This is a genomic window from Vibrio sp. 10N.261.55.A7, from assembly GCF_002877365.1.
In the GTDB taxonomy this organism is placed as follows: Bacteria; Pseudomonadota; Gammaproteobacteria; order Enterobacterales; family Vibrionaceae; genus Vibrio.
Map to the genome: position 1 here is coordinate 1 of NZ_MCWZ01000168.1, position 25,497 is coordinate 25,497.

The 25,497-nt window shown below is 44.2% G+C and carries 30 protein-coding genes; 16 read left to right on the forward strand and 14 right to left on the reverse strand.

Going from position 1 to position 25,497, the window contains the following annotated elements; translation table 11 throughout:
* Positions 1-69 precede the first annotated feature (69 nt).
* Together aceB and BCU12_RS09715 are read left to right on the forward strand one after the other, a co-directional pair.
* Entirely contained in the window at positions 70-1,725 is a 1,656-nt protein-coding gene (aceB, locus tag BCU12_RS09710; protein ID WP_102404120.1) for a malate synthase A, read from the forward strand.
* A 191-nt stretch (positions 1,726-1,916) separates the two neighbouring features.
* Positions 1,917-2,354, forward strand: coding sequence for a heme-binding protein (locus BCU12_RS09715; RefSeq protein ID WP_102404121.1), 438 nt, complete (start codon positions 1,917-1,919; stop codon positions 2,352-2,354).
* Positions 2,355-2,510: 156 nt separating this feature from the next.
* On the opposite strand, the gene BCU12_RS09720 is transcribed toward BCU12_RS09715, so the two are convergent.
* Positions 2,511-2,903, reverse strand: a complete 393-nt coding sequence (locus tag BCU12_RS09720; protein WP_102404122.1) for a hypothetical protein — start codon at positions 2,901-2,903, stop codon at positions 2,511-2,513.
* A gap of 38 nt (positions 2,904-2,941) precedes the next feature.
* Positions 2,942-3,496, reverse strand: a complete 555-nt coding sequence (locus BCU12_RS09725; RefSeq protein ID WP_102404123.1) for a cysteine hydrolase family protein — start codon at positions 3,494-3,496, stop codon at positions 2,942-2,944.
* Positions 3,497-3,636: 140 nt separating this feature from the next.
* Between BCU12_RS09725 and BCU12_RS09730 the strand changes: the two genes are divergently transcribed.
* From BCU12_RS09730 to BCU12_RS09740, 3 genes are all read left to right on the forward strand, one after another.
* A complete protein-coding gene (locus BCU12_RS09730; protein WP_241909793.1) occupies positions 3,637-4,539 on the forward strand; it encodes a helix-turn-helix domain-containing protein in 903 nt (300 codons plus the stop codon).
* A 120-nt stretch (positions 4,540-4,659) separates the two neighbouring features.
* Entirely contained in the window at positions 4,660-5,025 is a 366-nt protein-coding gene (locus BCU12_RS09735; protein WP_133153852.1) for a group 1 truncated hemoglobin, read from the forward strand.
* Between the two features lie 4 nt (positions 5,026-5,029).
* Positions 5,030-5,944 (forward strand): GGDEF domain-containing protein, encoded by a 915-nt coding sequence (locus tag BCU12_RS09740; RefSeq protein WP_102404126.1) that lies wholly within the window; start codon positions 5,030-5,032, stop codon positions 5,942-5,944.
* Between the two features lie 107 nt (positions 5,945-6,051).
* Here BCU12_RS09740 and BCU12_RS09745 read toward each other — a convergent pair whose 3' ends face one another.
* Together BCU12_RS09745 and BCU12_RS09750 are read right to left on the reverse strand one after the other, a co-directional pair.
* Positions 6,052-7,029: a Gfo/Idh/MocA family oxidoreductase gene (locus BCU12_RS09745; RefSeq protein WP_102404127.1), complete on the reverse strand. Its 978-nt coding sequence runs from the start codon at positions 7,027-7,029 to the stop codon at positions 6,052-6,054.
* On the reverse strand, positions 7,026-7,328 hold the full coding sequence (locus BCU12_RS09750; protein ID WP_102404128.1) for an antibiotic biosynthesis monooxygenase: 303 nt from the start codon (positions 7,326-7,328) through the stop codon (positions 7,026-7,028). The genes BCU12_RS09745 and BCU12_RS09750 overlap by 4 nt, the downstream gene beginning before the upstream one ends.
* A 116-nt stretch (positions 7,329-7,444) precedes the next feature.
* Between BCU12_RS09750 and BCU12_RS09755 the strand changes: the two genes are divergently transcribed.
* The gene (locus BCU12_RS09755; protein ID WP_102404129.1) at positions 7,445-8,329 is read left to right on the forward strand and encodes a LysR family transcriptional regulator; all 885 of its coding nucleotides are present in this window, start codon (positions 7,445-7,447) and stop codon (positions 8,327-8,329) included.
* 159 nt (positions 8,330-8,488) lie between these two features.
* Here BCU12_RS09755 and ppiC read toward each other — a convergent pair whose 3' ends face one another.
* Positions 8,489-8,767, reverse strand: coding sequence for a peptidylprolyl isomerase PpiC (gene ppiC, locus BCU12_RS09760; RefSeq protein ID WP_102404130.1), 279 nt, complete (start codon positions 8,765-8,767; stop codon positions 8,489-8,491).
* 205 nt (positions 8,768-8,972) lie between these two features.
* On the opposite strand from ppiC, the gene BCU12_RS09765 reads away from it, so the two are divergent.
* Complete coding sequence (locus tag BCU12_RS09765; protein ID WP_102404131.1) at positions 8,973-9,890, forward strand: chemotaxis protein; 918 nt, start codon at positions 8,973-8,975, stop codon at positions 9,888-9,890.
* A gap of 102 nt (positions 9,891-9,992) precedes the next feature.
* Here BCU12_RS09765 and BCU12_RS09770 read toward each other — a convergent pair whose 3' ends face one another.
* On the reverse strand, positions 9,993-10,352 hold the full coding sequence (locus BCU12_RS09770; RefSeq protein ID WP_102404132.1) for an MmcQ/YjbR family DNA-binding protein: 360 nt from the start codon (positions 10,350-10,352) through the stop codon (positions 9,993-9,995).
* 39 nt (positions 10,353-10,391) lie between these two features.
* Positions 10,392-10,877 (reverse strand): MarR family transcriptional regulator, encoded by a 486-nt coding sequence (locus BCU12_RS09775; protein ID WP_102404133.1) that lies wholly within the window; start codon positions 10,875-10,877, stop codon positions 10,392-10,394.
* 124 nt (positions 10,878-11,001) lie between these two features.
* Between BCU12_RS09775 and BCU12_RS09780 the strand changes: the two genes are divergently transcribed.
* Both BCU12_RS09780 and BCU12_RS09785 read left to right on the forward strand, forming a co-directional pair.
* On the forward strand, positions 11,002-11,904 hold the full coding sequence (locus BCU12_RS09780) for an EamA family transporter (protein WP_102404134.1): 903 nt from the start codon (positions 11,002-11,004) through the stop codon (positions 11,902-11,904).
* A 125-nt stretch (positions 11,905-12,029) separates the two neighbouring features.
* Complete coding sequence (locus tag BCU12_RS09785; RefSeq protein WP_198599301.1) at positions 12,030-13,046, forward strand: GGDEF domain-containing protein; 1,017 nt, start codon at positions 12,030-12,032, stop codon at positions 13,044-13,046.
* Between the two features lie 101 nt (positions 13,047-13,147).
* Here BCU12_RS09785 and BCU12_RS09790 read toward each other — a convergent pair whose 3' ends face one another.
* Entirely contained in the window at positions 13,148-14,080 is a 933-nt protein-coding gene (locus tag BCU12_RS09790; protein ID WP_102404136.1) for an exopolyphosphatase, read from the reverse strand.
* 184 nt (positions 14,081-14,264) lie between these two features.
* On the opposite strand from BCU12_RS09790, the gene BCU12_RS09795 reads away from it, so the two are divergent.
* Positions 14,265-14,528, forward strand: a complete 264-nt coding sequence (locus BCU12_RS09795) for a DUF333 domain-containing protein (protein ID WP_102404137.1) — start codon at positions 14,265-14,267, stop codon at positions 14,526-14,528.
* Between the two features lies 1 nt (position 14,529).
* Here BCU12_RS09795 and BCU12_RS09800 read toward each other — a convergent pair whose 3' ends face one another.
* Complete coding sequence (locus BCU12_RS09800; RefSeq protein WP_102404138.1) at positions 14,530-15,390, reverse strand: YdcF family protein; 861 nt, start codon at positions 15,388-15,390, stop codon at positions 14,530-14,532.
* Between the two features lie 149 nt (positions 15,391-15,539).
* Between BCU12_RS09800 and BCU12_RS09805 the strand changes: the two genes are divergently transcribed.
* Positions 15,540-16,910 (forward strand): L-serine ammonia-lyase, encoded by a 1,371-nt coding sequence (locus BCU12_RS09805; RefSeq protein ID WP_102404139.1) that lies wholly within the window; start codon positions 15,540-15,542, stop codon positions 16,908-16,910.
* 226 nt (positions 16,911-17,136) lie between these two features.
* On the opposite strand, the gene nfsA is transcribed toward BCU12_RS09805, so the two are convergent.
* The gene (gene nfsA / locus BCU12_RS09810; RefSeq protein WP_102404140.1) at positions 17,137-17,859 is read right to left on the reverse strand and encodes an oxygen-insensitive NADPH nitroreductase; all 723 of its coding nucleotides are present in this window, start codon (positions 17,857-17,859) and stop codon (positions 17,137-17,139) included.
* A gap of 367 nt (positions 17,860-18,226) precedes the next feature.
* On the opposite strand from nfsA, the gene BCU12_RS09815 reads away from it, so the two are divergent.
* Complete coding sequence (locus BCU12_RS09815; protein WP_102404141.1) at positions 18,227-18,730, forward strand: DUF2867 domain-containing protein; 504 nt, start codon at positions 18,227-18,229, stop codon at positions 18,728-18,730.
* 82 nt (positions 18,731-18,812) lie between these two features.
* Positions 18,813-19,178 carry an MmcQ/YjbR family DNA-binding protein gene (locus BCU12_RS09820; protein ID WP_102404142.1) on the forward strand — a complete coding sequence of 122 codons (366 nt, stop codon included), beginning with the start codon at positions 18,813-18,815 and terminating at the stop codon, positions 19,176-19,178.
* An 88-nt stretch (positions 19,179-19,266) separates the two neighbouring features.
* Here BCU12_RS09820 and BCU12_RS09825 read toward each other — a convergent pair whose 3' ends face one another.
* Positions 19,267-19,866 (reverse strand): DUF1294 domain-containing protein, encoded by a 600-nt coding sequence (locus BCU12_RS09825; RefSeq protein WP_102404143.1) that lies wholly within the window; start codon positions 19,864-19,866, stop codon positions 19,267-19,269.
* Between the two features lie 280 nt (positions 19,867-20,146).
* Between BCU12_RS09825 and BCU12_RS09830 the strand changes: the two genes are divergently transcribed.
* Positions 20,147-20,461: a hypothetical protein gene (locus tag BCU12_RS09830; protein ID WP_102404144.1), complete on the forward strand. Its 315-nt coding sequence runs from the start codon at positions 20,147-20,149 to the stop codon at positions 20,459-20,461.
* Between the two features lie 28 nt (positions 20,462-20,489).
* On the forward strand, positions 20,490-21,176 hold the full coding sequence (locus tag BCU12_RS09835) for a YafY family protein (RefSeq protein WP_102404145.1): 687 nt from the start codon (positions 20,490-20,492) through the stop codon (positions 21,174-21,176).
* 105 nt (positions 21,177-21,281) lie between these two features.
* Here the strand turns inward: BCU12_RS09835 and yjjG are convergent, their stop codons facing one another.
* On the reverse strand, positions 21,282-21,956 hold the full coding sequence (gene yjjG / locus BCU12_RS09840; RefSeq protein WP_102404146.1) for a pyrimidine 5'-nucleotidase: 675 nt from the start codon (positions 21,954-21,956) through the stop codon (positions 21,282-21,284).
* Between the two features lie 211 nt (positions 21,957-22,167).
* Between yjjG and BCU12_RS23465 the strand changes: the two genes are divergently transcribed.
* The gene (locus BCU12_RS23465) at positions 22,168-22,314 is read left to right on the forward strand and encodes a hypothetical protein (protein WP_198599300.1); all 147 of its coding nucleotides are present in this window, start codon (positions 22,168-22,170) and stop codon (positions 22,312-22,314) included.
* A 270-nt stretch (positions 22,315-22,584) separates the two neighbouring features.
* Here the strand turns inward: BCU12_RS23465 and secF are convergent, their stop codons facing one another.
* Both secF and secD read right to left on the reverse strand, forming a co-directional pair.
* Entirely contained in the window at positions 22,585-23,508 is a 924-nt protein-coding gene (gene secF, locus BCU12_RS09845; RefSeq protein WP_241909794.1) for a protein translocase subunit SecF, read from the reverse strand.
* 2 nt (positions 23,509-23,510) lie between these two features.
* A complete protein-coding gene (gene secD, locus BCU12_RS09850) occupies positions 23,511-25,409 on the reverse strand; it encodes a protein translocase subunit SecD (protein ID WP_102404147.1) in 1,899 nt (632 codons plus the stop codon).
* Positions 25,410-25,497: the final 88 nt, after the last annotated feature.

The window sequence follows — 25,497 nt, forward strand, 5'->3', positions numbered from 1 at the left end:
AAATATAAGTAGACATGTAAATTTGATTTTGTATACAAATTCAATCGGTATTGTTTAAGGAGACGAACAATGAATTCAAATAACGTAGTGGACCGCACTGAGCCGTCTAGTAAAGAGATTTCCAATAAAGGAAGTTCGACACTAGAAATTAAAGGCGCTCTTTATAATCCAGAATACAAAGCGATCTTTTCCAAGCCTGCTATCGAGTTTCTACATCAGCTAGTAGACAATTTCCAAGAACGACGTAACGCCCTGCTCAATGCTCGTGACACTGCCCAAGCCGAGTTTGACAATGGTGCGCTGCCTGACTTTCGACAAGATACACGCCATATTAGAGAAGATAAGAACTGGCGCGTCGCGAGTATTCCCAAGCCACTATTAGACAGAAGAGTTGAAATTACCGGCCCGATTGATCGAAAGATGGTGATCAATGCCATGAACTCTGGCGCCAAGGTATTCATGTGCTGCTTTGAAGATGCCTCGGCTCCGACGTGGGAAAATATGGTGGATGGCCAAATTAACCTGCGTGATGCCAACCTAGGCACAATCAGCTATACCGATGAAGCAAAAAACAAACACTATCAGCTCAATCAAGAGCACACACAACTCATTGCTCGCCCTCGTGGTATTCACCTTCCAGAGCAGGGAATCGTATTCAATGGTCATGCGATTGCCGGCTGCTTGATGGATTTCGCGCTGTATTTCTTCCACAACTACCAAAGTCGAGCCCAAAATGGACTGGGGGTTTATTACTACATTCCTAAGCTTGAAAGCATGGAAGAAGCCCAATGGTGGGATGATATTTTCCGCTTTACTGAAGATTATTTTAAGGTTGATCGAGGCACGATTCGAGCGACCGTTCTCATCGAAACTCTGCCTGCGGTTTTCCAAATGGAAGAGATTCTGCATGCCATGAAAGATCATATCGTAGCGATGAACTGTGGCCGATGGGACTATATATTCAGCTACATCAAAACGCTCAAGAATCACGCTGACCGAATTCTGCCCGACAGACACGGAATAGGCATGAACCAAGACTTCCTCAATGCTTATAGCCAGTTACTGGTGCGAACCTGTCATGCACGTGGCGCACTGGCGATGGGCGGAATGTCGGCCTTCATACCCAACAAAGACCCACAGAAAATGTCTGGCGTAACCGCGAAGGTGATTGAAGACAAACAACGTGAAGTAACGAACGGCCATGATGGTACCTGGGTGGCTCACCCTGCCCTTGTGGATCTTGCGATGTCGACCTTTAACAAATACCTGAACGGTAAAACCAATCAACTCGATTTTGATAGCCCAACACACACCATTGACGCAGCTTTACTTCTTAAACCATGCACTGGTAGACGTGATGAACAAGGCGTGCGCAAAAATATTCGAATCGCCCTGTATTACATGGAATCTTGGATTCAAGGATTGGGGTGTGTGCCTATCTATGGCTTGATGGAAGACGCGGCGACGGCCGAGATCTCACGAGCGAATATTTGGCAATGGATTCATCATGGCATCACGCTCGACGATGGCCAGCCTTTTACTAAAGAGAGCTTACAAAAATGGCTCTACGAAGAGCTAGATACGATTTCACAAGAAGTTGGCGAAGCGCGTTACGCGGCAGGAAGATTCCAAGAAACGGCGGATCTTTTCTACGAACTTTCGACTGCGAAACAATTTGCCAATTTCCTAACTTTACCAAGCTATCCGCTTCTTACAAGAAGCTAACACTCTATCGGTATTGGCGTTGACACTTAGAGACTCAGAAACCGTGGGCACTGACGCCCTTGGTATTAACCTCTCTAAGGTAAACGGCTCTCATCAGGACACGTGTCTGATCGAAGTTTGATCAACGATGCACGAGCGAGCTGTACTGATGCCCAATAGTGTGGATGGCAATCACAGACTTAGGAGATTACATGGGAAGTTTAACTCTTCAGCAAGCGCTAACCATTATTGATGGAACGCTACAAGCTGGGCAACAAACCAATAGTGCACCACTGACTGTCGCCGTTCTGGACAGCGGTGGGAAGCTCATCTCACTACAGCGTCAAGATGGGTCGAGCATGATGCGTCCTGACATTGCCGTCGCAAAAGCTTGGGGAGCACTCGCCTTGGGTTGCTCGTCTAGAAAACTGGCACAAGATGCCGATACTCGACCTGCGTTTATTTCTGCTGTGAACGTTCTCGCTCATGGAAACATGGTGCCCGTTCCTGGTGGGCTATTAATTCGTGATGCCGATAAGACGGTTCTAGGTGCTATTGGCGTCAGTGGGGATCTTTCGGACGTGGACGAAAGTTGCGCATTCAATGGCATTGATTACGCAAAACTGTTTTGTGATGAAATGGTGGCCTAGCCACACCACTTGAACGACAAGATGACCAACGGTTTGTCTTATTCCGTTGGTCATTTACATCAAAATCAATAGGAGCAAACACCTCAAGGCTGATATTTTCGGCCAACTGGCCCACCTCATTAGTTGCCTACTCACCTCAATCATAGAAAGCCCAACCTAAGAATAGCAATCTTCCGACAATGGAACCCTAAAGCGAGATTCAGCGATACCATTCGGGCAACACAACTCGACATCTGGTCTCTCATCTTCGGGTTTCACTGTAAATCGCCGCAACACCTCAGCTCTGTCAGTATTGGACACACGATAAAACGCCTGTTGATAATGAACCGAAACCGAACCATCACAATGCCGTAAGAACACCTGATTGTCTGAGCCTACCGTCCCATCGCCTTGCCTGATTTGGAGGCAGTAGCCAATAGTGTTAGTGAAGTTATCGCCACAACTGCTGTGGGCCGCAATCAATAAATCGTACTGATTGACCCCATTTAACGACAGATCAATCTTCTCTCGGTTGTTCTGAACCCTTTGATACAACGCGTGAATATCCATTGTATTCTCCTTTGCTAATAGCTGACCCTTTGTTGGAACTATCGAGACAGATCGCTAATCACTTCTTCACAACTAGAAATTTTAGCTATGGTCGCGATTTCAGCCAGCGCTGTGTGATGAACGGTATCAGCAGGTATCTTTTTGCCTAACACCTCTAAATCGCAGGTTGCACAAGCATCATGCACCACGGTTGTTTTTATGCCATGTTCTAATGATGCTCTGATTGTGCTGCTTACGCACATGTGGGTCATCATTCCAGCCACAACAATGTCGGTAATATTGAGCCTAGTGAGTACGTCGCTCAGCTCGGTTTTAGCGAATGCATTGGGGAAATGCTTGATGAGCACCACCTCTCCTGCAATCGGTTCAACACTGGAATGAATCTCTTGCCCCTTTGTTCCCTCTAACATGAAACCGAGATCGTCACTGGCCGCAAGATGCTGAATATGAATAACGGGCAGGCCAGATGTTCTATAACGCTCGATCAATTCTGCAGCCTTTTTCGCCGCTTCAACGGGTTCATGCAGAGGCAGTGTACCTCCAGAAAAATAATCGTTCTGTATATCGATAATTACCAACGCTTGATTCGTCATAACAACTCTCCTTTAAGTATTTTTTGTTTGGATTCCGTTTAACGTTAAAGAGACTTTACAAGCATCAATGCTTTTATATAATGACTAAAATAGACTTTTAAAAGTCACAAATGGACAAGCTTATTAAGGCGCTCATACGTATGGACACACAGCTCATTAAAGTCGGGGTTTTAGTCACGGAACACGCCATGCTTTCTGCGGTTACAGGCGTTGAAGATATCCTAGCTATCGCAAACCATGTTCGCGTGCAGCCTGCCTTTGAGGTTCAAAGGATCAGCATTGAGCAGGATGTGCCAGATCTGGATCTTCTGTTTATTCCACCCGCCAAACTCGGAATCAAACCAGACTTTTCCGACGACGCTATGATTAGTCAATTGATTAAAGTGAGCCAGCAAGGCACCACGATTGCCGCCAATTGTGCAAGTGTGTTTTGGTTAGCTAATGCCGGATTACTGGAGCGCCGTTCCGCCACAACGCACTGGAAGTTATGTGATAAGTTGGCTGCCGAACACCCGACGATTGAGCACGTAAAGAAGCACCAAATGGTTGTTGACGAAGGATCCATCGTAACGGGATCGGGGTTGTTTGCCTTTCAAGATGTTACTCTTCATCTTATTGCACGATTCTGCGGGTTTGAGTTAGCCCATGAAGTTGCAGATATGTGCCTACTGGATTTTAGTGGCCGCCTTCAAGCGCATTATGAACGCTTCATCCCTGACTATAACCATGGTGACGAACGAGTCCTTAAGGCGCAGAAGTACTGCGAGGATACGCCTTTAAACGAGCAGTCCAATCAAGATATGGCGCGAATCTGCAACGTCAGTGAGAAGACGTTAACTCGCTCATTTAAACGTTCGTTGCAGTTAACCCCTCAGCAATATCGGTTGCGCTATAAAATGGATCTCGCAAAAAAAGAGATCACGATTAATCGTTGCACGGTCGAGCAAGCCGCGTACTTAGTTGGGTACAACGATGTCAGCAATTTCTCTAGAGTGTTTAAAAAAGTGGTCGGTATTAGCCCTGCGGAATACCGTTCACGCTAATAACCCCATTGAGGTCAAACTTTCAAGGGTTCGGCTAGCCATATCAATGAGATAACCTATAGTTAGATTGCAGCAAACTTTTATGCACCATGTCGCTTATTGAGTAATAGGAGTAACACCTTGGAGCCTTCGTTATACATGAAGTATGGTGGCTTTGGTCAGATACATAAGATCGTTGAAGCGTTTTACGATGAGGTTTTAGAATCAGAAACATTAGGCCCGTACTTCGAAAATACAAACTTTCATGTTCTGATTGATCATCAGGTTAACTTCATTAGCTCCTTGATGGGCGGGCCTCAGTGCTTTGATGATTCGCAACTTTCAAAAGCCCATGCACATCTATCAATAACCGACGCAGCATGGAATGAAATAGTGACGACACTCCAATCTGTGCTCACTCAATTTGGTGTGGAACATCCAGATATTGAACATTTAATCACTGTGATTACTACCAAAAAAAACATGATTCTCAATCAATGTGAGTAATGACATGGCCAACCATTTTGATCTACTGCATGCAATTGATTCGCCCATCCTATTGTTTGACTCTCGCACTCTCCAAATCGTTTTTATCAATCAATATAGCCAACAGTTGTTCTATCCCGTTTCCAAACAAACATGGCCAATCGACGAAAAACAGGTCAAAGAAAACCGTGCAGTGCGCTCGATACACTCAGCGGTTCTAAACCAATCTGAGCGTAAGGAAAAAAAGTCAACATTCAGATTGGAAATCAAAGAAAAACGACGCTTACTCTATGATTTTAAGATCAATCATGACGAAGATAACCATGTATTCGTCGCCCACGGCCAAGACGTCACTGAACTAGAGAAATCTCAACAGCTGCTTCATAGTTCCTCTCATATGCTAGAGAAGTACAGCCAAGAAATGTACATGCTTGCTCACGTTGACCAACTCACGAGTATTGCTAATCGACGAGCCCTTTTTTCTAAGTATCAACAACTAAAGCAAAACAGCCCTAACATTCATTGCGCCGTTGCCATCATTGATATTGACCATTTTAAACATTGCAACGATACCTATGGGCACAGCTTTGGCGACGAAATACTCAAGTCGTTGACACAACATATTAAAGAGATGCTGCCAGAAACAAGTATGTTAGCGCGGCTTGGTGGCGAGGAGTTCTGTATCCTTCATAGCAACGATAGCGCCGAGTTGCTTACCGAGATCGTCAATGAGATTTTAGTGTCAGTAAAAGCCTTATCACTGACGACCCCAAAGAATACAATCACTAACATCAGTTTTTCTGCAGGGGTGTCGGATTGCTTAGGCAACCATGAACCTTTGGATGAGCTGTTAAGAAAAGCCGACAAAGCCCTCTACTACGCAAAGCAAAACGGTCGTTCTCGGGTGACTCGTTATTCCGCCAACTTGTTGAAACAATAGGCATAGGAAATAACCTCCAAGCGGGCAATCTTTTTTACGTGTTTAGAACCGAGCAGCCATCGCGTTAATGACCAACGACACCAATAGAAAACGACCTTTAGCTCGCACTAAACGTTACTCAGGCATTCCCATTCGGTCAGCAATTGCATGATGTTGTAAGAGTCTTGCCAAGATGCACAGGGACTGACTAATTGCTTCTGCCCCGCTTCGACCGCTTTACGCACCTGTCTCGCTTGATAGAAAAATGCATCGCCCTCTGCGTCAACCGATACTTTTCTCTTAGATGTCTCATAGAGTTCAACGCTAAAGCTATTTTCTTGTGTCGGTAACCATGGGTTTGACTCCATCGTGATACAACCCTTGCTGCCAAGAATAGTAAACTGATGTTTGAGTCCATGATCTTCTGCAGTATGAACAGACGCACTGCATTGCTCGCCAAAACTCATAAGTAAGCTAGATTCACATACATTATTGTCTTCACCTCGTCTTCCTATGGCTTGCAACGAACGGTTCTCAAATGCCTGTTCGCCAAGCATCGTTTTTGCAACAAGGTAAACTAAGGAAATGGGGTAGCAGCCAAGATTGTAAAGTGCACCTTTACTCGCTGGGTTTACAAACTGCGCAATTGACGCAATGTAGGATGTGTGGATTGAGCGTAACTCTCCAATTTCACCCGACTCAAGCACAGCCATAAGTGCTGTAATTAGAGGATGATGCAAATACATCAATCCTTCGGCAAAGAATACTTGATGCTGTTTAACGGCCTGAAGCGCCAGCTCAGTCTTTTCCATATCGATAGAGAGTGATTTTTCACACAAGATCGCCTTGCCCTTTTTAGCGGCCCGAATGATGTAGTCGTGATGAAGGTGATTTGGCAATGCGATATAGATGATATCCACCGCATCATCATTGAGTAACGCATCGTAATCTAGATAAACGTGTTCAATAGAATACTGTTCAGCAAAGGCGTTTAGATTCGTCTTTGAACGCCCAGCTACCGCGTATAGCTCACTTTGCTCATCCGCTTTGATTGCTTCCGCCATCACGCCTGAAATAAAGCTTGTTCCAACAATTCCCCATTTCATTCTGACTCTTCTCCATACGCTTGTGTTTCAAAAAACTGAACCAGTTCCGCTGTCTCTGAGGCGATAAAGGCTTGAGTGTGTTTCATGGCGAAATGCGCTTCAATTGCAGCCCTATTTTCATATTGCTCCCATAAAATAACACGCCTCGGTTCTTGCTCATCGAACGTCGCAGCTGCATGCAAGCACCCCGCTTCACTTTGCATATCAAGGCAAAACTGCTCGATCATTTTAACAACGTGCTCTCTCGGTTTCTCAGCGCTCATTTTTAGTTCAGCAGTAACAAATATCGCTTCGCTCATAGTGACTCTCTTTGCTTTTTATATTGCTATTGATATTGATGATGTGTCACTGTAATTAAAGCCTTCAAATTGATAAACTCGTCATTAGTTGATTCTTTATAAACTCAGAGTACCCAATGGACAAACTCACCAGCATGAAGGTGTTCGCGTACGTCGTAGAGCACGGCAGTTTCCGCGGCGCAGCGCATCATTTTGATATCTCTCCCACCATGGCAGGGAAGCACATTCGATCGCTAGAGCAGTGCTTGGGCACACAGTTGATTCACCGTACGACCCGAAAACAGTCGCTAACGGAAGCGGGTAAAATCTACTACCAAGAGTGTCATCGAATTATAGAAGATATTGCTAACGCGGAAGGCATGATCCAAACACTGACCAATCAACCACAAGGTACTGTGAAAGTGAATTGCCCTGTCACTTACGGAAAGAAAGTACTGGCCCCGATTGTCGCCGAGTTCCTAGCCCACTACCCCGACATTAATATTGAATTAATGCTCGATAACAACCTCATTGATCCGTTTCGATTTGATGCGGATATCATTATTCGAATCGGTGAACTGGTTGACTCTTCTCTGGTGGCCCGTCACCTTGGACACTATCAAATGATCTATTGCGCCTCCCCTCGCTATCTCGAAGCCAAAGGCCAGATTGAATCATTAGAAGATCTCAAACGTCACAGCTGCCTTGGTTTTCAGTACCAACAGGGAGAGAGCCAACAGGTACAGAATCTGCCGTCGAGTACGTTTAGACAGCACAACACAAGGCTCACATCTAACAATGGTGATGTCTTAAAGTTTGCTGCTATTCAAGGTGCAGGGGTGCTCTTACAACCCAATATTTTGGTTCAGGAAGAAGTGGAATCAGGGAAACTGGTTGAAATACTGGAAGACTCTGCTCCTAAAGCGAAACCGATAAACCTTTTGTATCGCTCAAAGCATCTTTCCTTAAAGAACAGAACTTTTATCAACTTTGTTCTGGATGGGATCAACGCTGGTCAATAGACAGGAAGATAGAGAGAGCGGGTCAAGAAACAGATGCGGATTCATCACCAAAAGCAGGGGGTGCAAAACGGGAAGGAACAAATAAAATAAAGAAGGTTGGATTCAAAACTCATCGAGCTTAGGCAACAAACGACCTAAGCTCGAATTCACAGGCAAACATTAAGTGCGATATAGAACCTTCACCACGTGCCAACCAAATTTTGTTTTCACTAGGTGCGGCGTCAGCACTTCACCAGAAAAACAGACCTTATCAAATTGAGGAACCATCTGGCCTTTACGAAACTCACCTAAATCTCCACCCTTTTTACCAGACGGGCAGTTAGAGTGTTTCTTCGCTAGTGTTTGAAACTTAGCGCCTTTCTTCAGTTGCTTAATAATGTCTTCTGCTTGTTCTTTATGCTTCACCAGAATATGAAGCGCTGCTGCCGTACTTGCCATGTTAATCTCGCGTCTATTGACCTAATCACTCGTTGCCGCGATTCTACCTCAACCTACCAAGATCTTCACCTAGCACTTTCCTGCGCGAATTATGGTACGAGATCAATAAACGCTTCACTGTTACAGCATTCAAGTCCCATTGGCATTGCTCACTTCACAAATTTGAGTACTATAATTAGTAGTCGACACAATTTTGAGACAAACCATGGCAAAGACACCCAGTAAAGCAAACCAGTCACAAGGTATGCTTATGTTTACCCTTAACGCTCAACAGCAGTTGTTCGCTATTGGTACCTTAAAAGTAAGGGAAATTGTCCCTTATATGCCTACGACTCAAATCCCTTACTCTCACCACCATGTAGTGGGTACCGTCACCATTCGCGATCTCACGGTTCCAGTGATCGACATGGCGGCCGCAATTGGCTTTAGACCGATACAACCTGAAGAGTACGACAACTGTTATTTGATTGTGACCGATTGCTTGCGAACGATTGTTGCGTTTATGGTTCGCTCGATAGAAAAGATCATTGAATGTAACTGGCGGTCCATTGAATCGGCTCCTGAATCGACAGGCAAAGATGTTTTTGTCACCGGGATCACTCGCCACAATGAGCAAATCGTACAGATGCTCGATGTAGAGCTGCTGCTGTCTAAGATCTATCCTCAGTACGAGTCGGCTAACATTCCAATGTTAACGGACATCGAGCGAGAGAGACTCAAAGCCCTCAATATTCTGTTAGTGGACGACTCTTCCATTGCAAGGAAACAGCTGGCTGACGCTCTAGATAGAATCAATATTCCATACCAGATCTGTAAAAATGGGCTCGATGCGCTTGAGCTGATGAAGGTTCAGTCCTCTTCAGATGAAGCCATCGACTTATTGGTGAGTGATATCGAAATGCCAGGGCTAGATGGCTATGAGTTGGCGTTTGAAGTGCAGAACTCGCCTGAGCTTGATCGAGCTTACTGTATCTTGCACACCTCATTGTCCAGTGAGATTTGTATAGAGAGAGCGCATCAGGTGGGTGCCCATGAAGCGCTGGAAAAATTTAATGCCGGCGAGCTTATACAAGCGATGCTTAAGGGTGCGAAACACATAGAAGAGAGCAAACAAACCGCTTAGGTGTCTATTTTATCCTTAGCGCCAATTTCATCCATAGTATCAGTTTGATCCTTGGAATTTGTTCATACTTCGTAAAAAAAGCCATGCTATTGCGTGGCTTTCTTATTTCAAGTTCTGAAGCGCTTCTCGGTCTGATTTCTTCATTTTGCTCACAACAAGTTGGTAAGAGCGTTCACTAAGATCCAATATCATTGAGTCTTCTACATCGTCATTAAGATCAACGGTTATCCAGTGGCGCTTGTTCATATGATAGCCAGGTTTGATACCCGTAAATTGACTGACCAACACTTCACCATCGACCGGATTTACTTTTAAGTTCGCGCTCTGACGCCCATCTCGTTCAGCAATAAGCGCAAACATCTTTCCCTTCACTTTGAAGACCTGTACTTCATCACCAAAAGGGAAATCAATCTCAGCGCCTAAATAGCTCAAGAGATGTTGTTCAAGGGTTTTACTGTCCATAACCTTACCTATTTTTTGACGATCAAAACGGCTCTTACTTTAGGATTCAAACTGCGCAAGCCATACCGTTAGCAACTGGTTCAGTTGCTTCTTTTGCGGCGCTGACAGCGATTCAACAAGTTGAGTTTGAACATCCACATGCTTGCCCATCATTTCATCAATCAACACTAAGCCATCTTTCGTCAGTTTTACAAATACACTGCGGCGGTCTTCTTTACTGTGCGTTCTCTCAATCAGGCCTTTCTTTTCTAGCTTATCCAATCGATTCGTCATAGCGCCGGAAGTCAGCATCATTGAATCAATAAGCTCAGACGGCGTTAGGTTATACGGTTTGCCACTGCGACGTAGAGTCGCTAGCACATCAAACTCTCCAAGCTTCAAATCATATTCTTTATGCGTTTCTGCCACTTGCGTCTCTAAATGTTTAGACACTCTTAGCAAGCGACCAAGCATCGCCATTGGTTGTGTGTCCAGTTCTGGTTTTTCAATCGCCCACTGCTCTACAACTCGTTCAATTGCGTCCATAATTGCTGTATTCCCTAATAAAAAAATAGATCACTTGCAAATATCTTAACATAAAGATACTTTACAAATCGTGATTTTAGGCGTAAATTCAAACAAAACTATCTTAACGTGAAGATATTTAATTATGAACATACTTTTAGCCATGATCCCTGCCTTTTTTTGGGGAACAACCTATGCAGTGACTCAATTTACGCTGCCCGACTGGCCACCGCTATTGCTGGGTGCACTGCGTGCCTTACCTGCAGGCTTATTGTTGCTATTAGTAAAACCAACATTACCTAAGAAAGGGGAATGGCAAGTACTGTTTAGCTTGGGTTTAATTAATATTGCGACCTTCTTCGGTCTTATTTTCGTCATGGCGTTAACCTTACCCTCGGCAATATCTGGCGTGGGAATGGTGTCGGTGCCCGTCTTTGCCATGCTATTTCACTGGGTGGTTGAAAATAAACGACCAAACCTATTGCAAGCCGTTTCTGGAATCATGCTGATTGTATTGGCTTGGTTATTGTTTGATCCTCGTTCAATCAGCCTCAACCCTCTCGGCCTCGCGGCGATGTTGGCCGCTATTATGTGTATCGTCGTCGGAAGCAGCATTACAAAGTCTTTGGGTAATAAGATGGACTGGTGGAGTGTACTGACCTGGCAGCTATTGATTGGCGGTACTATTTTGTCTTTGGCGTCAGGGTTCCACTTTGTCATTGACTCAGCACCTTATGTGAGTGTTTATCAAAACTTCACTATGCATAACTTCTTGGGGCTTCTTTGGGTTATTGGCTTTAATACGGCGCTTGGGTACGGAATGTACGTCTGGCTGCTGCAAAGAATGTCGGTGGTTGATTTCACTTTTGGTGGTATAGCGAACCCTATTGCGGGGATTCTCAGTGGCTTTGTTTTGATCGGTGATTCCTTTACTTCTTACCAATACATATTGATGATTTGCATGATAGCAGCATCGCTATTACCCCAAATTATCGTTGCAGTGCGACAAGTCAAATCTCCAAGTGCGGTAAAAATTCGTAATACCTGACGTTTTTATTGATTTAGCTTAGAGTTTTTATATTAAAATAGGCCAAGATTATTAAAGCAAAAATCCGATTAATCAGCTAATCTTAGGCTTATAAGTATTTGTTAGTTATGGCAGCAAAAATAGAAATGACGAGCGACGACTTCAAAAAATCGACAGCTAATTTAAAAAAAGCGGTTCCATTGATGATGAAAAACCACGTTGCCGCCACTCCAGCAAATTATGCGGTGTGGTATACGTACGTCGATGAGAGTAACCCAGAATTAAACCAAGAACTCGACATGGTTGTCGAGAATTTTGGTGTATGTCCTCCTGCAGCAGGAAAAGACTTATACAACAACTATGTAGCGGAACAGGCAGAAACCGATCTAACCAGCCTTCGAGAGAATATCGAAGTACTGGTCAACGAAGTAGCCAGTTCTATGACAGATACCCTATCGGATACGTCCTCTTTTTCTGAGTTCATTGATAAGAGTTTCACGGATCTCAGCCGAGTAGAAAGTGAAGGTTTATCCATTGATGAAGTGATGGGCGTCATCCGTCAGCTAGTGTCTGAATCCCGAGAAATTCGTAGCTCTACCGATTTCCTCAATGGGCAACTCAATACCGCCACTCAAGAGATTTCTCGATTGAAATCTCAACTTGCTCAAGTGCAACAAGACGTTCTTTTTGATAGCTTATCTAGCCTGTATAACCGCAGAGCGTTTGACGCTGATTTATTCTCACTGTGTCGCGCTGGTCAACACATGTCACTGATATTGCTTGATATTGATCACTTCAAAAAGTTTAACGACAATTACGGACACCTCTTTGGTGATACTGTTATTCGTGCACTCGCGAAACGTTTACAAACGAGTTGTAGAGATGGCATTACCGCTTATCGATTTGGTGGCGAAGAATTTGCTCTTATTGTGCCAAACAAGTCAATACGTATCGCAAGGCAATTCGCCGAGACACTGAGGCGAGCAATTGAAAAACTGTCGATTAAAGATCGTCGTTCGGGAAAACAGATCGCCAATATTACTGCTTCTTTTGGTGTGACTGAATTTCAGCCAGGGGACACGGTCGAGTCTCTTGTCGATAGAACCGATGCACTGCTCTATGAAGCAAAGCAACTTGGTCGAAATCGTGTAATGCCTATTTAAGCCGTCATTGTTCGTTAAAAAATTAGGTGTATAGATTAAAGGCTCAATATCTTAAAGATAGTGAGCCTTTCTTTTTAATTCATGAGGTTAACGAATCGAAGTCAGCCGTCAGTCGTTATTTTTTCAATGAGCGCTTGCTGTACTTCTTCCGCTTTCTCAACACTGATTTGGCATGTTCCAGCGGCTTTATGTCCCCCACCTCCGTACTTGAGCATTAACTCTCCAACATTGGTTTTAGAGCCTTTATCAAAGATCGATTTGCCCGTTGCAAAAACAATGTTCTGCTTTTGAAAACCCCACATCTTATGAATGGAAATATTGCATTGCGGGAACACTGCATAAATCATGAAGCGATTACCGGCATAGATAGTCTCTTCCTTGGTCAAATCCAGCAGCACCAAATTACTGTGGACTTGGGCGCAGCGCACTATTTGTTCTTTAAACAGGTTTTCATGCTCGCGATACAAAGACACACGCTCCATCACATCCGGGAGCTGCAAAATTTCTTCTATCGGGTGGTTCTTACAAAAATCAATCAGATCCATCATGAGTGCATAGTTTGAGATTCTAAACTCTCGAAAACGACCTAAACCCGTTCGCGCATCCATTAGGAAGTTAAGCAAATTCCACCCTGTCGAATCTAGGACTTCATCGCGAGTAAAGTCGGCGGAATCCCCTTTGTCTACGGCCTCCATCATCTCTTCCCACTCACTTGGAAAGGTAGACACTCCACCATAGTGATTCCACACAACACGAGCTGCGGAGGGCGTATCAGGCTCAATAATATGGTTAGGGTGCTCACCTGGATTGCGAATTTTCTCTGAAAGGTGGTGATCAAAAACAAGGTGGGCATGGGCAACATAAGGAAGGTTAGTCACGATGTCATTTTCAGTGATAGAGACGATGCCATCTTGCATATCTTTAGGGTGTACGAACTTAATTTCTTCTATTAAATCAAGTTGCTTCAATAACACTGCGCAAACTAATCCATCAAAATCACTACGAGTAACAAGCCTAAATTTATTCCCTGACATACCGAGATCCTTACGTGGTATTTGCATTACTTTGAAAAACATCGTCAATTGGATCAATGTGTAATTAATGCGTTGTTTGTATTAATTCTAGACATCTTCAATTTTTTGACAAACTTAACACAATATTTTTTAGAGGTTCTCGTATACTGACTAAAGACATAACGATATTTACTTGGAGATTTTAATGAAAAAAACCACTATTTTTGCGGGCTTAGCTGTTGTTGCTGTACTGGCTGGCTGTTCGAGCGAACCCGATGAATACGAAGTAAAAGAGTACACTTCAATTTCAAATCCAGCTTCTGTTTATTGCGTTCAACAGGGTGGCAAACTTGAAACCGTGTCTGAAAATGAACAACGCGTCACTTACTGTGCTGTCTCTGAAGAAGAACGCACAGAGCAGTGGGAATACTACCGTAACGCTCAAGAAAAAGAGAAAAGCGAAGGCTAATTCAACGCCACCAGCGAGTCTCTAACTGACTCTCAGGGTCTAAATATCGGTTCAATAAGGTAAGGTTAGTATCAAGAACAGCAAGATACTCCCTTACTTTTTTTATAGGCAAATCCGGTACTGTCTCTGTAATTGATTTTTCTAGAACGTCCATCAGTCCAACGAGTAATTCATAGTCACTGCTCTGTTTAAGTAAATCTTCGATCCCTGTTAACGCTTGCGTGGCAATACGCAATGGCGCTTCTCGAACACTCGACAATTCTCTTTTAAATGCGCCCGCGACAACCCCTTCCAAATACACGCGATACGTTGTTAATGCTTCAACTTTTAGAAAGAGTTCTGACTGAAAACCCGAATGCGGATAATCGACACAAACATGATCGCTTAGCTGATACGAAATTTTCAGATTAACCCCTTGCTCTAGGCAACGAGCACGAAGCACACCAAGTAGGCCTTGTTCATCCATTAACGTCTGAATCTCAAAGATTCTCTCAAGGTGATAGTCATTCGATACAAAGACCACTTCCAACGGCCCTCTTTCTGATAACAAGCCGCTTTCCAGCAATGCGGCTGATCCATGTTGTATGTTCTCAACAGTGCTGGTCGAGTTTTGTTCTAAAAGAATATGGCTTTCGGGGAAGTCCGTCGATTTTTCGTTCAATAGAAAGTAGTCATACATTGCCTGAGATTCAGATATGTTCTGACCTTTAGTCAGACCTCCACAGAACAAGAGTGCCGTATTCGAGACGTTTTGCTTAGGCAGAAAATCCAATAATGCATCTACTCGACTTTTCCCTTCCAAAGTCAGCGCATTATTCTGCAAACGCTTACCAAGCAAAATGACAACTCTATCAATAATCATACTAATGTCTCAATTCTCTTCTCTGCTCAATTAACATTCAAGTTTTTAGGTTAGATTAACCTTGAAAACAGGCGAACGCTCATTCACTTAGGGGCTAAACTTAATAAGTTGGTTCAGTTTAACAGACACACTCAAGGTAGGACGAAGTTATGCTATCGATTTTTGACATTTATAAAATTGGCGTTGGACCCTCCAGCTCCCACACAAATGGCCCTATGATTGCAGGATATCGATTCACTCGTCTCATTAACGAACAAGTATCGCGAGTGGCGCGTATTCAGGTAGATTTGTACGGGTCTTTATCTTTAACAGGGATTGGCCACCACACTGACAGAGCAACAATACTTGGGTTGCTAGGCTACCGACCAGACACCATCAAGGTATCTACTGCCAATAAAGAAATGCAAGCCGCCATCGACGATCATTCACTGTGTATCGCCGGTGATCACGCCATCAATTTCGTCTACGAACGCGATATTCTTTTTCACAAAACAAACTTACCCTTGCATGAAAATGGAATGAACATCAGTGCTTATGATGATCAAGGGAACCAACTTGCGATTGAAACCTATTACTCTACCGGAGGGGGCTTTATTGCCACCGCCTCTGAGCTAGAGAACAAAGATGAAGTGAGTGAAACATCGGTCAAATACCCATTTAGCTCCGCGCAAGAGATGTTAGAACAGGCAGAAACGGTTGGGTTGAGCCTAGGTGGCATGATCTTACAAAATGAACAAAGCTTCTTCAATCAGGATGATATAGACGCGAAAGCGGACCAAATTTGGAAGGTGATGTCTCTTTGTATGCAACGGGGTTTCGATACCGAAGGCATTTTAGACGGTGGATTGAACGTCACCAGACGAGCGCCAAACCTGCTAAAAAAACTCGAAGCCAATGCAGTGATTGAGAATGACCCGATGGAAATCCTCGATTGGATTAACCTGTTTGCTTTTGCCGTGAGCGAAGAAAATGCCGCAGGGGGCCAGGTAGTCACCTCACCGACAAATGGCGCTGCGGGCGTGATTCCTGCTGTTCTTATGTACTACCACCGTTTCATTAAAGAACTAGATACCAAACAACTGAAGGATTTTCTTGCTGTGTCTGGGGCCATTGGTATTTTGTACAAAACCAATGCTTCCATATCAGGCGCTGAGGTCGGTTGCCAAGGCGAAGTGGGGGTATCCTCATCCATGGCTGCAGCGGGGCTGACTGCGTTGCGAGGGGGCAGTAACGAGCAAATGTGTATTGCCGCAGAGATAGCGATGGAGCATTCATTGGGGATGACCTGTGACCCTATTGGTGGACTCGTTCAGGTGCCTTGTATTGAACGTAATGCGATGGGTGCGATGAAAGCGATCAATGCTTCTCGCATGGCTTTAAAGCGAACCAGTAAGTGCCTTATCTCACTCGACAAGGTAATCGAGACGATGTACGAGACCGGTAAGGATATGAATAAGAAGTACAGGGAAACTTCATTAGGTGGTCTAGCGACGATCTATCAAGCCCCTCCGTGCGAGTGATGATTTGAAACAAGAGGTGAACCCGCACTGGCTCTTTTAGCTATTTCGACGCTTTCTGTTATATAAGAGCCAAACCAACCCCCTTGTTTCATCAAGACACGCCATAGATTCATTTTCACTGAATCATGAACAATAAGATTGAGCCCCAAACCATCAGGGGCTCAATAGACGCTCAAGCTCACTAATCAAGTTCACTAATCAAGTTCACTAAGATGCTTAGTCACCCTTATCTTTTGGCCAATCCCTTATCATTGAGATAGCTCAGCATATGAGGACGAGACTCCCCCGTAAGCTTTGAGCTTGTTTGCTCAGACCAACCTGCTAATTTTTTATGAGTCGTGCGCGTCGCATAATAGTCTTTCATCGTCTCATCATAACGTTCAACCTCAGCAAGATTGAGCGGCTCATACTGGTTTTCATGCATGATAACCGTCGACGGAAGACGAGGCTTAACTTCAGGATCTTGGGCAGGATGACCAAGGCACATCCCAAACAGCACAGCGGCGTGTTTAGGTAGCCCCAGCAGTTCGTCAACTTTTGCCGCGTTATTACGCAGCCCCCCAATGTATACGCCACCTAGCCCCAAAGACTCTGCAGCCAATAGGCAATTTTGAGCCATAATTCCAGAATCCACGGCGCCAATTAAGGTTAGCTCGGTAAAGTCAGCTTGAACATCAGGCTGGATGGTGCAGTGCCGTTGGTAGTCAATACAGAAAACCAAGAATTCCGCTGCACTCTCAACGTACCCTTGGTTTCCTGCGTATTCTGCCAATAACTGACGCTTGTCTTTATCAGTGACTCGAATGATTGAAACCACTTGAAGCAAGCTTGACGATGACGCCGCGATACCCGACTGAATAATGGTATCGAGCTGAGCGCTGTCTATGGCTTGTCCTGTAAACTTACGAATGGAGCGGTGGCCAAGAATGGTGTCTATCGTTTGGTTCATCGTTATTCCTTTCAATCCAATGGTGGTTCAATGTGTCATTTACCATAGCGGCAAACAAGAAAAGGGTAAACCAATAGAAGCGGCACACTTGCTGCAAATGTAAGATCGGATGATTCCCAGCATTGAGCCAGTAATCTTTCTAAAGTTATGTAAACTAAGTTATTGTAACGGTAGCGTTAACTCTGCCCTGTCGATTTTCATTGATGCTTTGGTTTCAATAGAGACGCTTATTTTGCCTCTATTGAATGAACCGTTGTTTTGCTTAGGATGATTAATCGGTCTGCTTTTTCGCTAAATCGTTTTTTCATAGAAACCAGTGCAAGATAACGAGCCACCCAATTGACTCGCGATTACTTAAGGACGCTTTGTGGATATTCCAAATGACACCCAACTATACAGCTCATTGAACACCGCCTACTTCGCCGATCGCTTTTCTACTGTGATTCAATACCACGGACAATCTGCATTGGCCGTCTATTCCGAAGTTGCTAAAAACACACCCAATTGGGTAATCAAGTTGATGGCATTAAGAAACTGGATTGTGTCTAAACTTGGATTAAAACATTTAGGCCAAATGCATGAGTTTGACCACGATAAACCCAGCCAAGATTATAAACCTGGAGATCCCATTGGAATTTTTAAGGTCGTGTCCAATACCGAACGTGAGATGATTGTTGAGGATAGAGATAAACACCTGGATGTGCGCATTTCTTTTCTCATTGAGCCCAATGGCAACGAAGCGACGGTACACGCGACAACCGTGGTTCATGTAAACAATTTTCTTGGCAAAATTTACATGTTTTTCGTTGGCCCAGTGCATAAAATCATTGTACCGAGCTCTCTAAAACAGCTTAAAGCTTCCTATCAATAGGCCTGTAAAGTTTAACAAGCTATACCAGAACACAAGAAGTAACATAGCGAAAACGTCACTATCGGTTGAAAGGCATCCCATTATGAATCACGAAGAATTTAATCAATTTTGTCAGGCGTTTCCTGCCACGACCCATGTCGTGCAGTGGGGTAATTCAGATGTTTGGAAAATTGGAGGTAAGGTCTTTGCCATCGGATTCCAAGGAAAGAACAATCAGCCAGCCTTTACGTTCAAAACCTCAGACCAAAATTTTTCATTTCTTAGCGATCATGAAGGGTATATTCCCGCGCCTTACTTCGCCAACAGAGGAATGAAATGGATTCAACAAATAGAAACAAACGGCTCACTTGATGATGAATTAGAGTACTACTTGTCTGAATCTTATCGGCTCGTTGCCTCTGGGCTAAGCAAACGCAAGAGAAAAGAACTGGGTATCATGACTGAATGAACGTTACCCATAGACAAACACTAAACGCCCACTAAATTCTGATTCAATGGGCGTTTACGGGTTCGTTTTATAATTTATACGATCCGGCTCATGATACGGAAAGTTGCAAAGCACTTATCCACTCATGCAGTGTTTTCTCTCCTTCTGGAGTGAACGTCCAAGCGTACACTGAGATGTTGATAGCCACTGAAATCCAAAAGCCCCACTGATAGCTAAATGACGAAGGTTCTCGACGTAACGTTCCTTGAGCAATCGTCGCACCAATCCATCCCCCCATAATGGCAAGCAAATGAAGCAGTAACTCTGGCACTCGTGTCTGCCCGTCAACCATTGCAGAACTATCATAAAGATAAAAGACATACGTAACCGTACTCACCAACGCGTAGTAAAGTAGAGACACCGCTGGATATTCAATAAGCCACACACTTGACGCGAGAATCGTCACAAACCAAACCATGACGGCTATTGGAAATCCAAAAACCATTGGACGCTCTATATGTTTCGCGACAAAAGAACCATGCGCATCTTTCGCTAACGTAAAGTGGACTCTTTCATTTAAGCGGGGTTTTTGACTGTAGCCAGAGAGATCTGAAAGATGAAAGAGTATTCTAGGCGCTTGCCTATCAACAGAAATAAAGCCATAACCTTTGCGTTCATCCCACTGTTCAATTTTACCTACTATCGACATAATTTTTTCCGCACAAGGGCAGTTAACTCACCCTTGCTCCTTTCTAAGCCAATGACGTATCCAATAGCAAAACGCTACTCTATGGTAGCTACTCAACTTATTTATATGCATCAGATACCTTTAGCTTAGATTGCATATTCAACAATAGGCAAGCAGTGGCACTCATTTTTCTATCACCGTAACCTCGTCATCTTGCCCAATCACTACTGACACGTTCTGACACTGACGGCTTGTACTATATATTCGAACCCAAAAACATGTTATCAAACAAGGAAATACTATGAGTCAGGTAATTGAGATCGTTAAATTTTCACTAGTAGAAGCAACAAGCGAAAGCGCGCTTATTGAGGCAAGTGAGCAAAGCCAGCAGTTTGTTGAAAGTCTGCCTGGATTTCTCTATCGCTCGTTAAGCCACAATGAAGGAAACAACAGTTGGACAGACACTGTGTATTGGAATTCAATGGAAGAAGCAAAATCAGCAGGAGAACAATTCATGGCGAGCCCTCACTGTAAACCCTTAGTATCATTAATTGACCCTACATCTGTAGATATTAGTCACCAAGTCATTAAAATGGACAGTGGTTGCCAAGCGTAGCCTTTCACTGGCGAATTTAGGGATTGAAATGAGTAAGTCTGAACGATTGTTTGAGCTATTGACCCTTCTACGCTCTCGGCGCTACGCAATCACTGCCGCGCAGTTGGCTGAGAGGATGGAAGTCAGTGAGCGAACCATTTATCGAGACATTCAATCCCTTATTAGCTCCGGTGTTCCAATACACGGAGAGGCGGGAATCGGCTATATTCTTCAAGCGGGTTCCCACCTACCACCGCTTATGTTTACAGAAAAAGAGATGATGGCGCTCGAACTAGGAATGAGAATGGTGCGAGCCTGGTCAGATGAAGAACTTGCCAATGCGTCACGAAGTGCTTCCACTAAGATTTTGTCGGTACTGCCCGATAAGTTAAAGCAGCAAGTCGAGTCGTTCCCTATATTGGTACCGGATTATCATATTCAGTCCAACAGCGCCAAGCGAGGCCAACTCCTTCGCCATGCGACTGATGAAAAACACAAAGTCTCACTTCACTATACCGCAGAAGATGGTTCGACAACTGAACGTATCTTACAACCGCTTGGACAGATATTCTGGGGCAAGAATTGGACACTCGTTGCTTGGTGTGAACTGAGAGACGATTACAGACACTTCCGGTTAGACAGAATTCAATCCATGTCTATATTGGAAGACGAATTTGAAACCAGCGAAACCAAATCACTCCCCCACTACATCACCTTATACGCACCTAAAGACTAGTCACTGACAAACCACGTTCGCTAACCGGACTCAGCAAATGGTTCTTTCGCGTCTATTTCTTGATTCACTCTATAAATGATTGATAAGTGTTGCAGATAACGGGAATTAACCCAACAGTACTGATTGTAGCTGACTTAAAGAACTGACCGTATAATGAGGCTGAATATCGGCATGCGCTTCAGCCCCGTTAGAATTTAGCCAGCACGTTTCAATACCAAAGTTTAGACCGCCAAGAATGTCTGAGTGCAGGTTGTCACCCACCATCAGAACTTTGCTTTTACATGGCTGATTCATACGTTCTAACGCATGAGCAAAAATCCCCTGATCAGGCTTAGCAATACCCACTTCTTCAGAAATCACCACCTGTTCAAAGTATTCGGTCATCCCTGTTCTGTCCAAACGAATCGCTTGTAGCTCGGTAAAGCCGTTGGTAATGATGCCCAGTTTCGCTTTCCCAGACAGTGAGTCCATCAGTTCTTTAGCACCAGGTAGTAGCGTACAAATATCCGCCATCGCTTCCAAAAAGGCTGAATTTAACTCGGCAGTCGTCGTATTCAAACGCTCTGCCCATGATTCAAAACGAGTATGCTTTAACTGGTGCGCCGTAATGTCACCATTTTGATAATCAACCCAAAGTGGCTTATTCACTTGCTGATAAACATCGAAATCTTGCTCAGTAAAATCGACACCCTTGCGAGAGAACATCAGCTGCATCCCTTTGAACGCATCAAAATGAAATAGAGTTTCATCAGCATCAAACAATATCCAATCGTACTTCATTTTCTCTCATAACTCCGTCGCAGTTTAGATTCGAATAGCAGTTTAATCCTTTTCTTGGCAGAAGCAACGGATAGAATGCTACTCAGTTGGGTGATCGTTAGCTCAATCTCAGCATGTTGTCGATTATTGGTAACCTTTTATGCGCCAGCTCAACTTCTTATACGTGAATAAAATCTATAAAGGAGTTATGTAGTTTTACCGAGATATCGACATGAAACATTTCCTACCTTCAAGCGTCATGCTCACGCCTTTTGTTGTTAAGTACTATGAAGATTCAGAAGAGAATGACGTCGAAGAAGAGACCCTGGATAAAAAACAAAATTACACAAACCTGAACCGTGATGAAAGCCTAGAGTAAAACCGATTCATAAAGAACTATTGAGTTATTGAGTTATTGAGTTATTGAGTTATTGAGTTAGGTATTTTGAGCCTATATTCTCAATGTTCAAATTACATTAATGGCACTTCACTCAATAAGAAAAAAGGAAGAACGCCCCCTTTTAAAGCGCTCTCATTGATGCTCCCTATACTTACAAATATAAAAACACTTCAAGAAGAGAACTACAAATGCAGTTCTCTTATCAAATTTACAATGTAAACCCTATATAGATTAAGTGCTAACCCCTTGCTAAGGTGCAGTGTCTATTTCAACGGGAAGATAATGCTTAGGCTCTAAAGCCAACCACTCAGGCAAAACCGTACCAATTGAGATTGAAGACCAAGTGCCAGACAAAATGCCAATGAACATGGCAGTAGAAAATCCTTCAAGCGCACTGCCCCCCATGAGCCACAGCGCCGACACTGTAATCAACGTTGTTCCAGATGTGACGAGCGTTCTAGAGAACGTTGCAATCACGGCATTGTCGGTGATTTCTGCTGTGGGTGCGTCTTGCTTAGCAATCAGAAACTCTCGAATCCGATCCGCGATAATAATGGAGTCATTCAGTGAGTAACCTAATATCGCCAGCACCGCTGCAAATACCGTGAGGTTGAATTCCATTTGCGTCGCAGCGAAAAAGCCGAGTACCAGTACCACGTCATGCAACAAGGCAAGTAACGAACCGCTGGCCAGTCTCCATTCAAAGCGAATACAAAGATAGGCTAGAATGGTCATCATCGAAACCAGCAATGCCAATCCGCCTTGATTGAGCAAGTCATCCCCGACTTGAGAGCCGACCATACTATTGCTCAGCACATCCACCTGATTAGACGCTGCCGACAGTACCTCTTCTAGGTGCACGGTTTGCTCGCCAGATTCGGGGATCGGATAGCGAATGACCCAACGACCTTCTTCTCCGGCATTGGTGACGGTCGCTAACTCCCCAAGGTTTGGGCTTAATGCCTCAACAACTTCGGTTCGGCTAACGTCTTTATCAAGTTGAACCTCTGTCACCATGCCACCCGTAAAATCGAGCCCCATGTTCAAGCCTTTCATGCCTAGCGCTGCCATAGAGACAAGCATTAAAAATAACGAGACATAACTGGTGAAGTAGCGAATCTTTCTGATGTTTTTCTTAAATGGGTTAATGTTCATTGTATTGGTCGTTTTCATGATTACACCTTAACTTCACGACGAGCGTCGCGACCCCAAATGAGATTGATAATTGAGCGAGAAACAAAGACACCCGTGAACATACTGGTTAATAAACCTAGCCCTAGTGTCAATGCAAAGCCCTGTATTGGGCCGTTACCAATAGAATAAAGAATGACAGCGGTGATCATGGTTGTGACATTCGCGTCAAGAATGGTGCTCAGCGCACTACTAAAGCCAAGGTCAATGGATTGAGCGAACGTACGACCTTCGGCAATCTTGTCTCGAATGCGTTCAAATATGAGTACGTTTGTATCAACAGCCATGCCGACCGTGAGAACTAGGCCAGCAATGCCTGGTAGGGTTAATACCGCGCCGGGCAACAAAGCGATAAGCCCAAGTAAACAGGCAATATTGGCCAGCAAGGCGGTGTTCGCAACCCAACCTAATCGGCGATACCAGAGCGCCATGAATGTCAGGGTTAATCCCATTCCCAATGCCAATGCCGCAAAGCCATTTTGAATGTTTTCAGCTCCCAGTGACGCCCCAATGGTACGCTCTTCAACAATCGTCACTGGGGCAGTCAACGATCCTGCTCTTAGCAGTAAGGCAAGCTCTTGCGCTTCAGCCATGCTACCTGCACCAGTAATTCGGAACTGACTTCCTAGCTGGGACTGAATCGTCGCGACAGAAATAACCTTTTCGCTGCGCTGAGACTCACCCTGTGCGTTCGTCGTATATTCTCGATAGACCGTTGCCATCGGCTTTCCAATATTAGCACTGGAAAAATCACTCATCTTTTTGCCACCAGCATGATCAAGAGAGATGTTGACCTCCGACATTCCCATCTGATCCACGCCTGCTCTGGCATTAACGATGTGCTCCCCCGTCAATACAGGGCGCTTTGAAACCATGACTGGTTGTCCATTTTCATCACTCAACACCCTATCCGATGGTGTCATACCGTCTGACGTTGACTTTGCTTGATGAAATGACAAGCTTGCCGTTGCACCGATAACATTTTTCGCTTGTGTTGGGTCTTGAACGCCAGGCAGTTCAATACGAATCCCACTTTCACCCTGTCGTTGAACCAAAGCTTCGGTGATGCCGAGTTCTTCAATACGATCACGCATAATTTTCAAGTTTTGCTGAAGAGTAATCGTTTGAAATTCGGTTCTATTTTGCTCAGTCGGTGTCACCGTAATCGAATCGGATTGACGTTGTACTTGCCAACCCGAGTAGTTGTTTTGAATCAAACTCGCTACGGTGTTCAGTGCTTGAGGAGACTGAGCGGCCACGACAAAACCATCTACACCAACCTTATTGAAACGAGCACCTCGAATGCGTTCTTGACGCAATGCATCACGAGACTCATCAAGCATTGCGTCTCTTTGCTCTTCAAAGGCTTTATCTACATCAACATTCAGCAGAAATTGAACACCACCGCGCAAATCTAGACCAAGTTTGATTGGACTGAATCCAAAATCGGTAAACCACTTTGGCGCCGCCGACATATAGGAGAAGCTAATGCTGTCCTTTTCGCCTATAACACCATCAAGTATCGTACGAGCTTTGCTTTGGTCTGCTTCCGAATCAAACGTTAAGGTAAAATCACTGCCGAGCTGTTCGATTTGACTTGCCAATACGCCTTGATTGGTTAAAAGGCTATTCAGTTCAACGACCGAATAAGGCGATGACTTCTCAGGGTTATGCTGGGATCCGGCTGTGGATGCTTGGCCAGCCAATGGTTGGTCAAATGAGAGCTGAATAGAAGGCTGCTCTCCGTACCAAGTTGGAATGGCGCTTAACGTTAAGATAAGAATGGTGGTAATGAGCACCACGTATTTCCACATTGGGTAGCGATTCATAACACGTGCAGACGCCGCCTGCTTAGAATGGCTGAGTTTCGATCTGTTTTTCATAGATAAACCGTCCCTTGATCAGAAGATCAAGCTAAATGCATTGATAAGACCCTCTAAGTTCTTATCAAGATGAATAAAAGTAATGTTT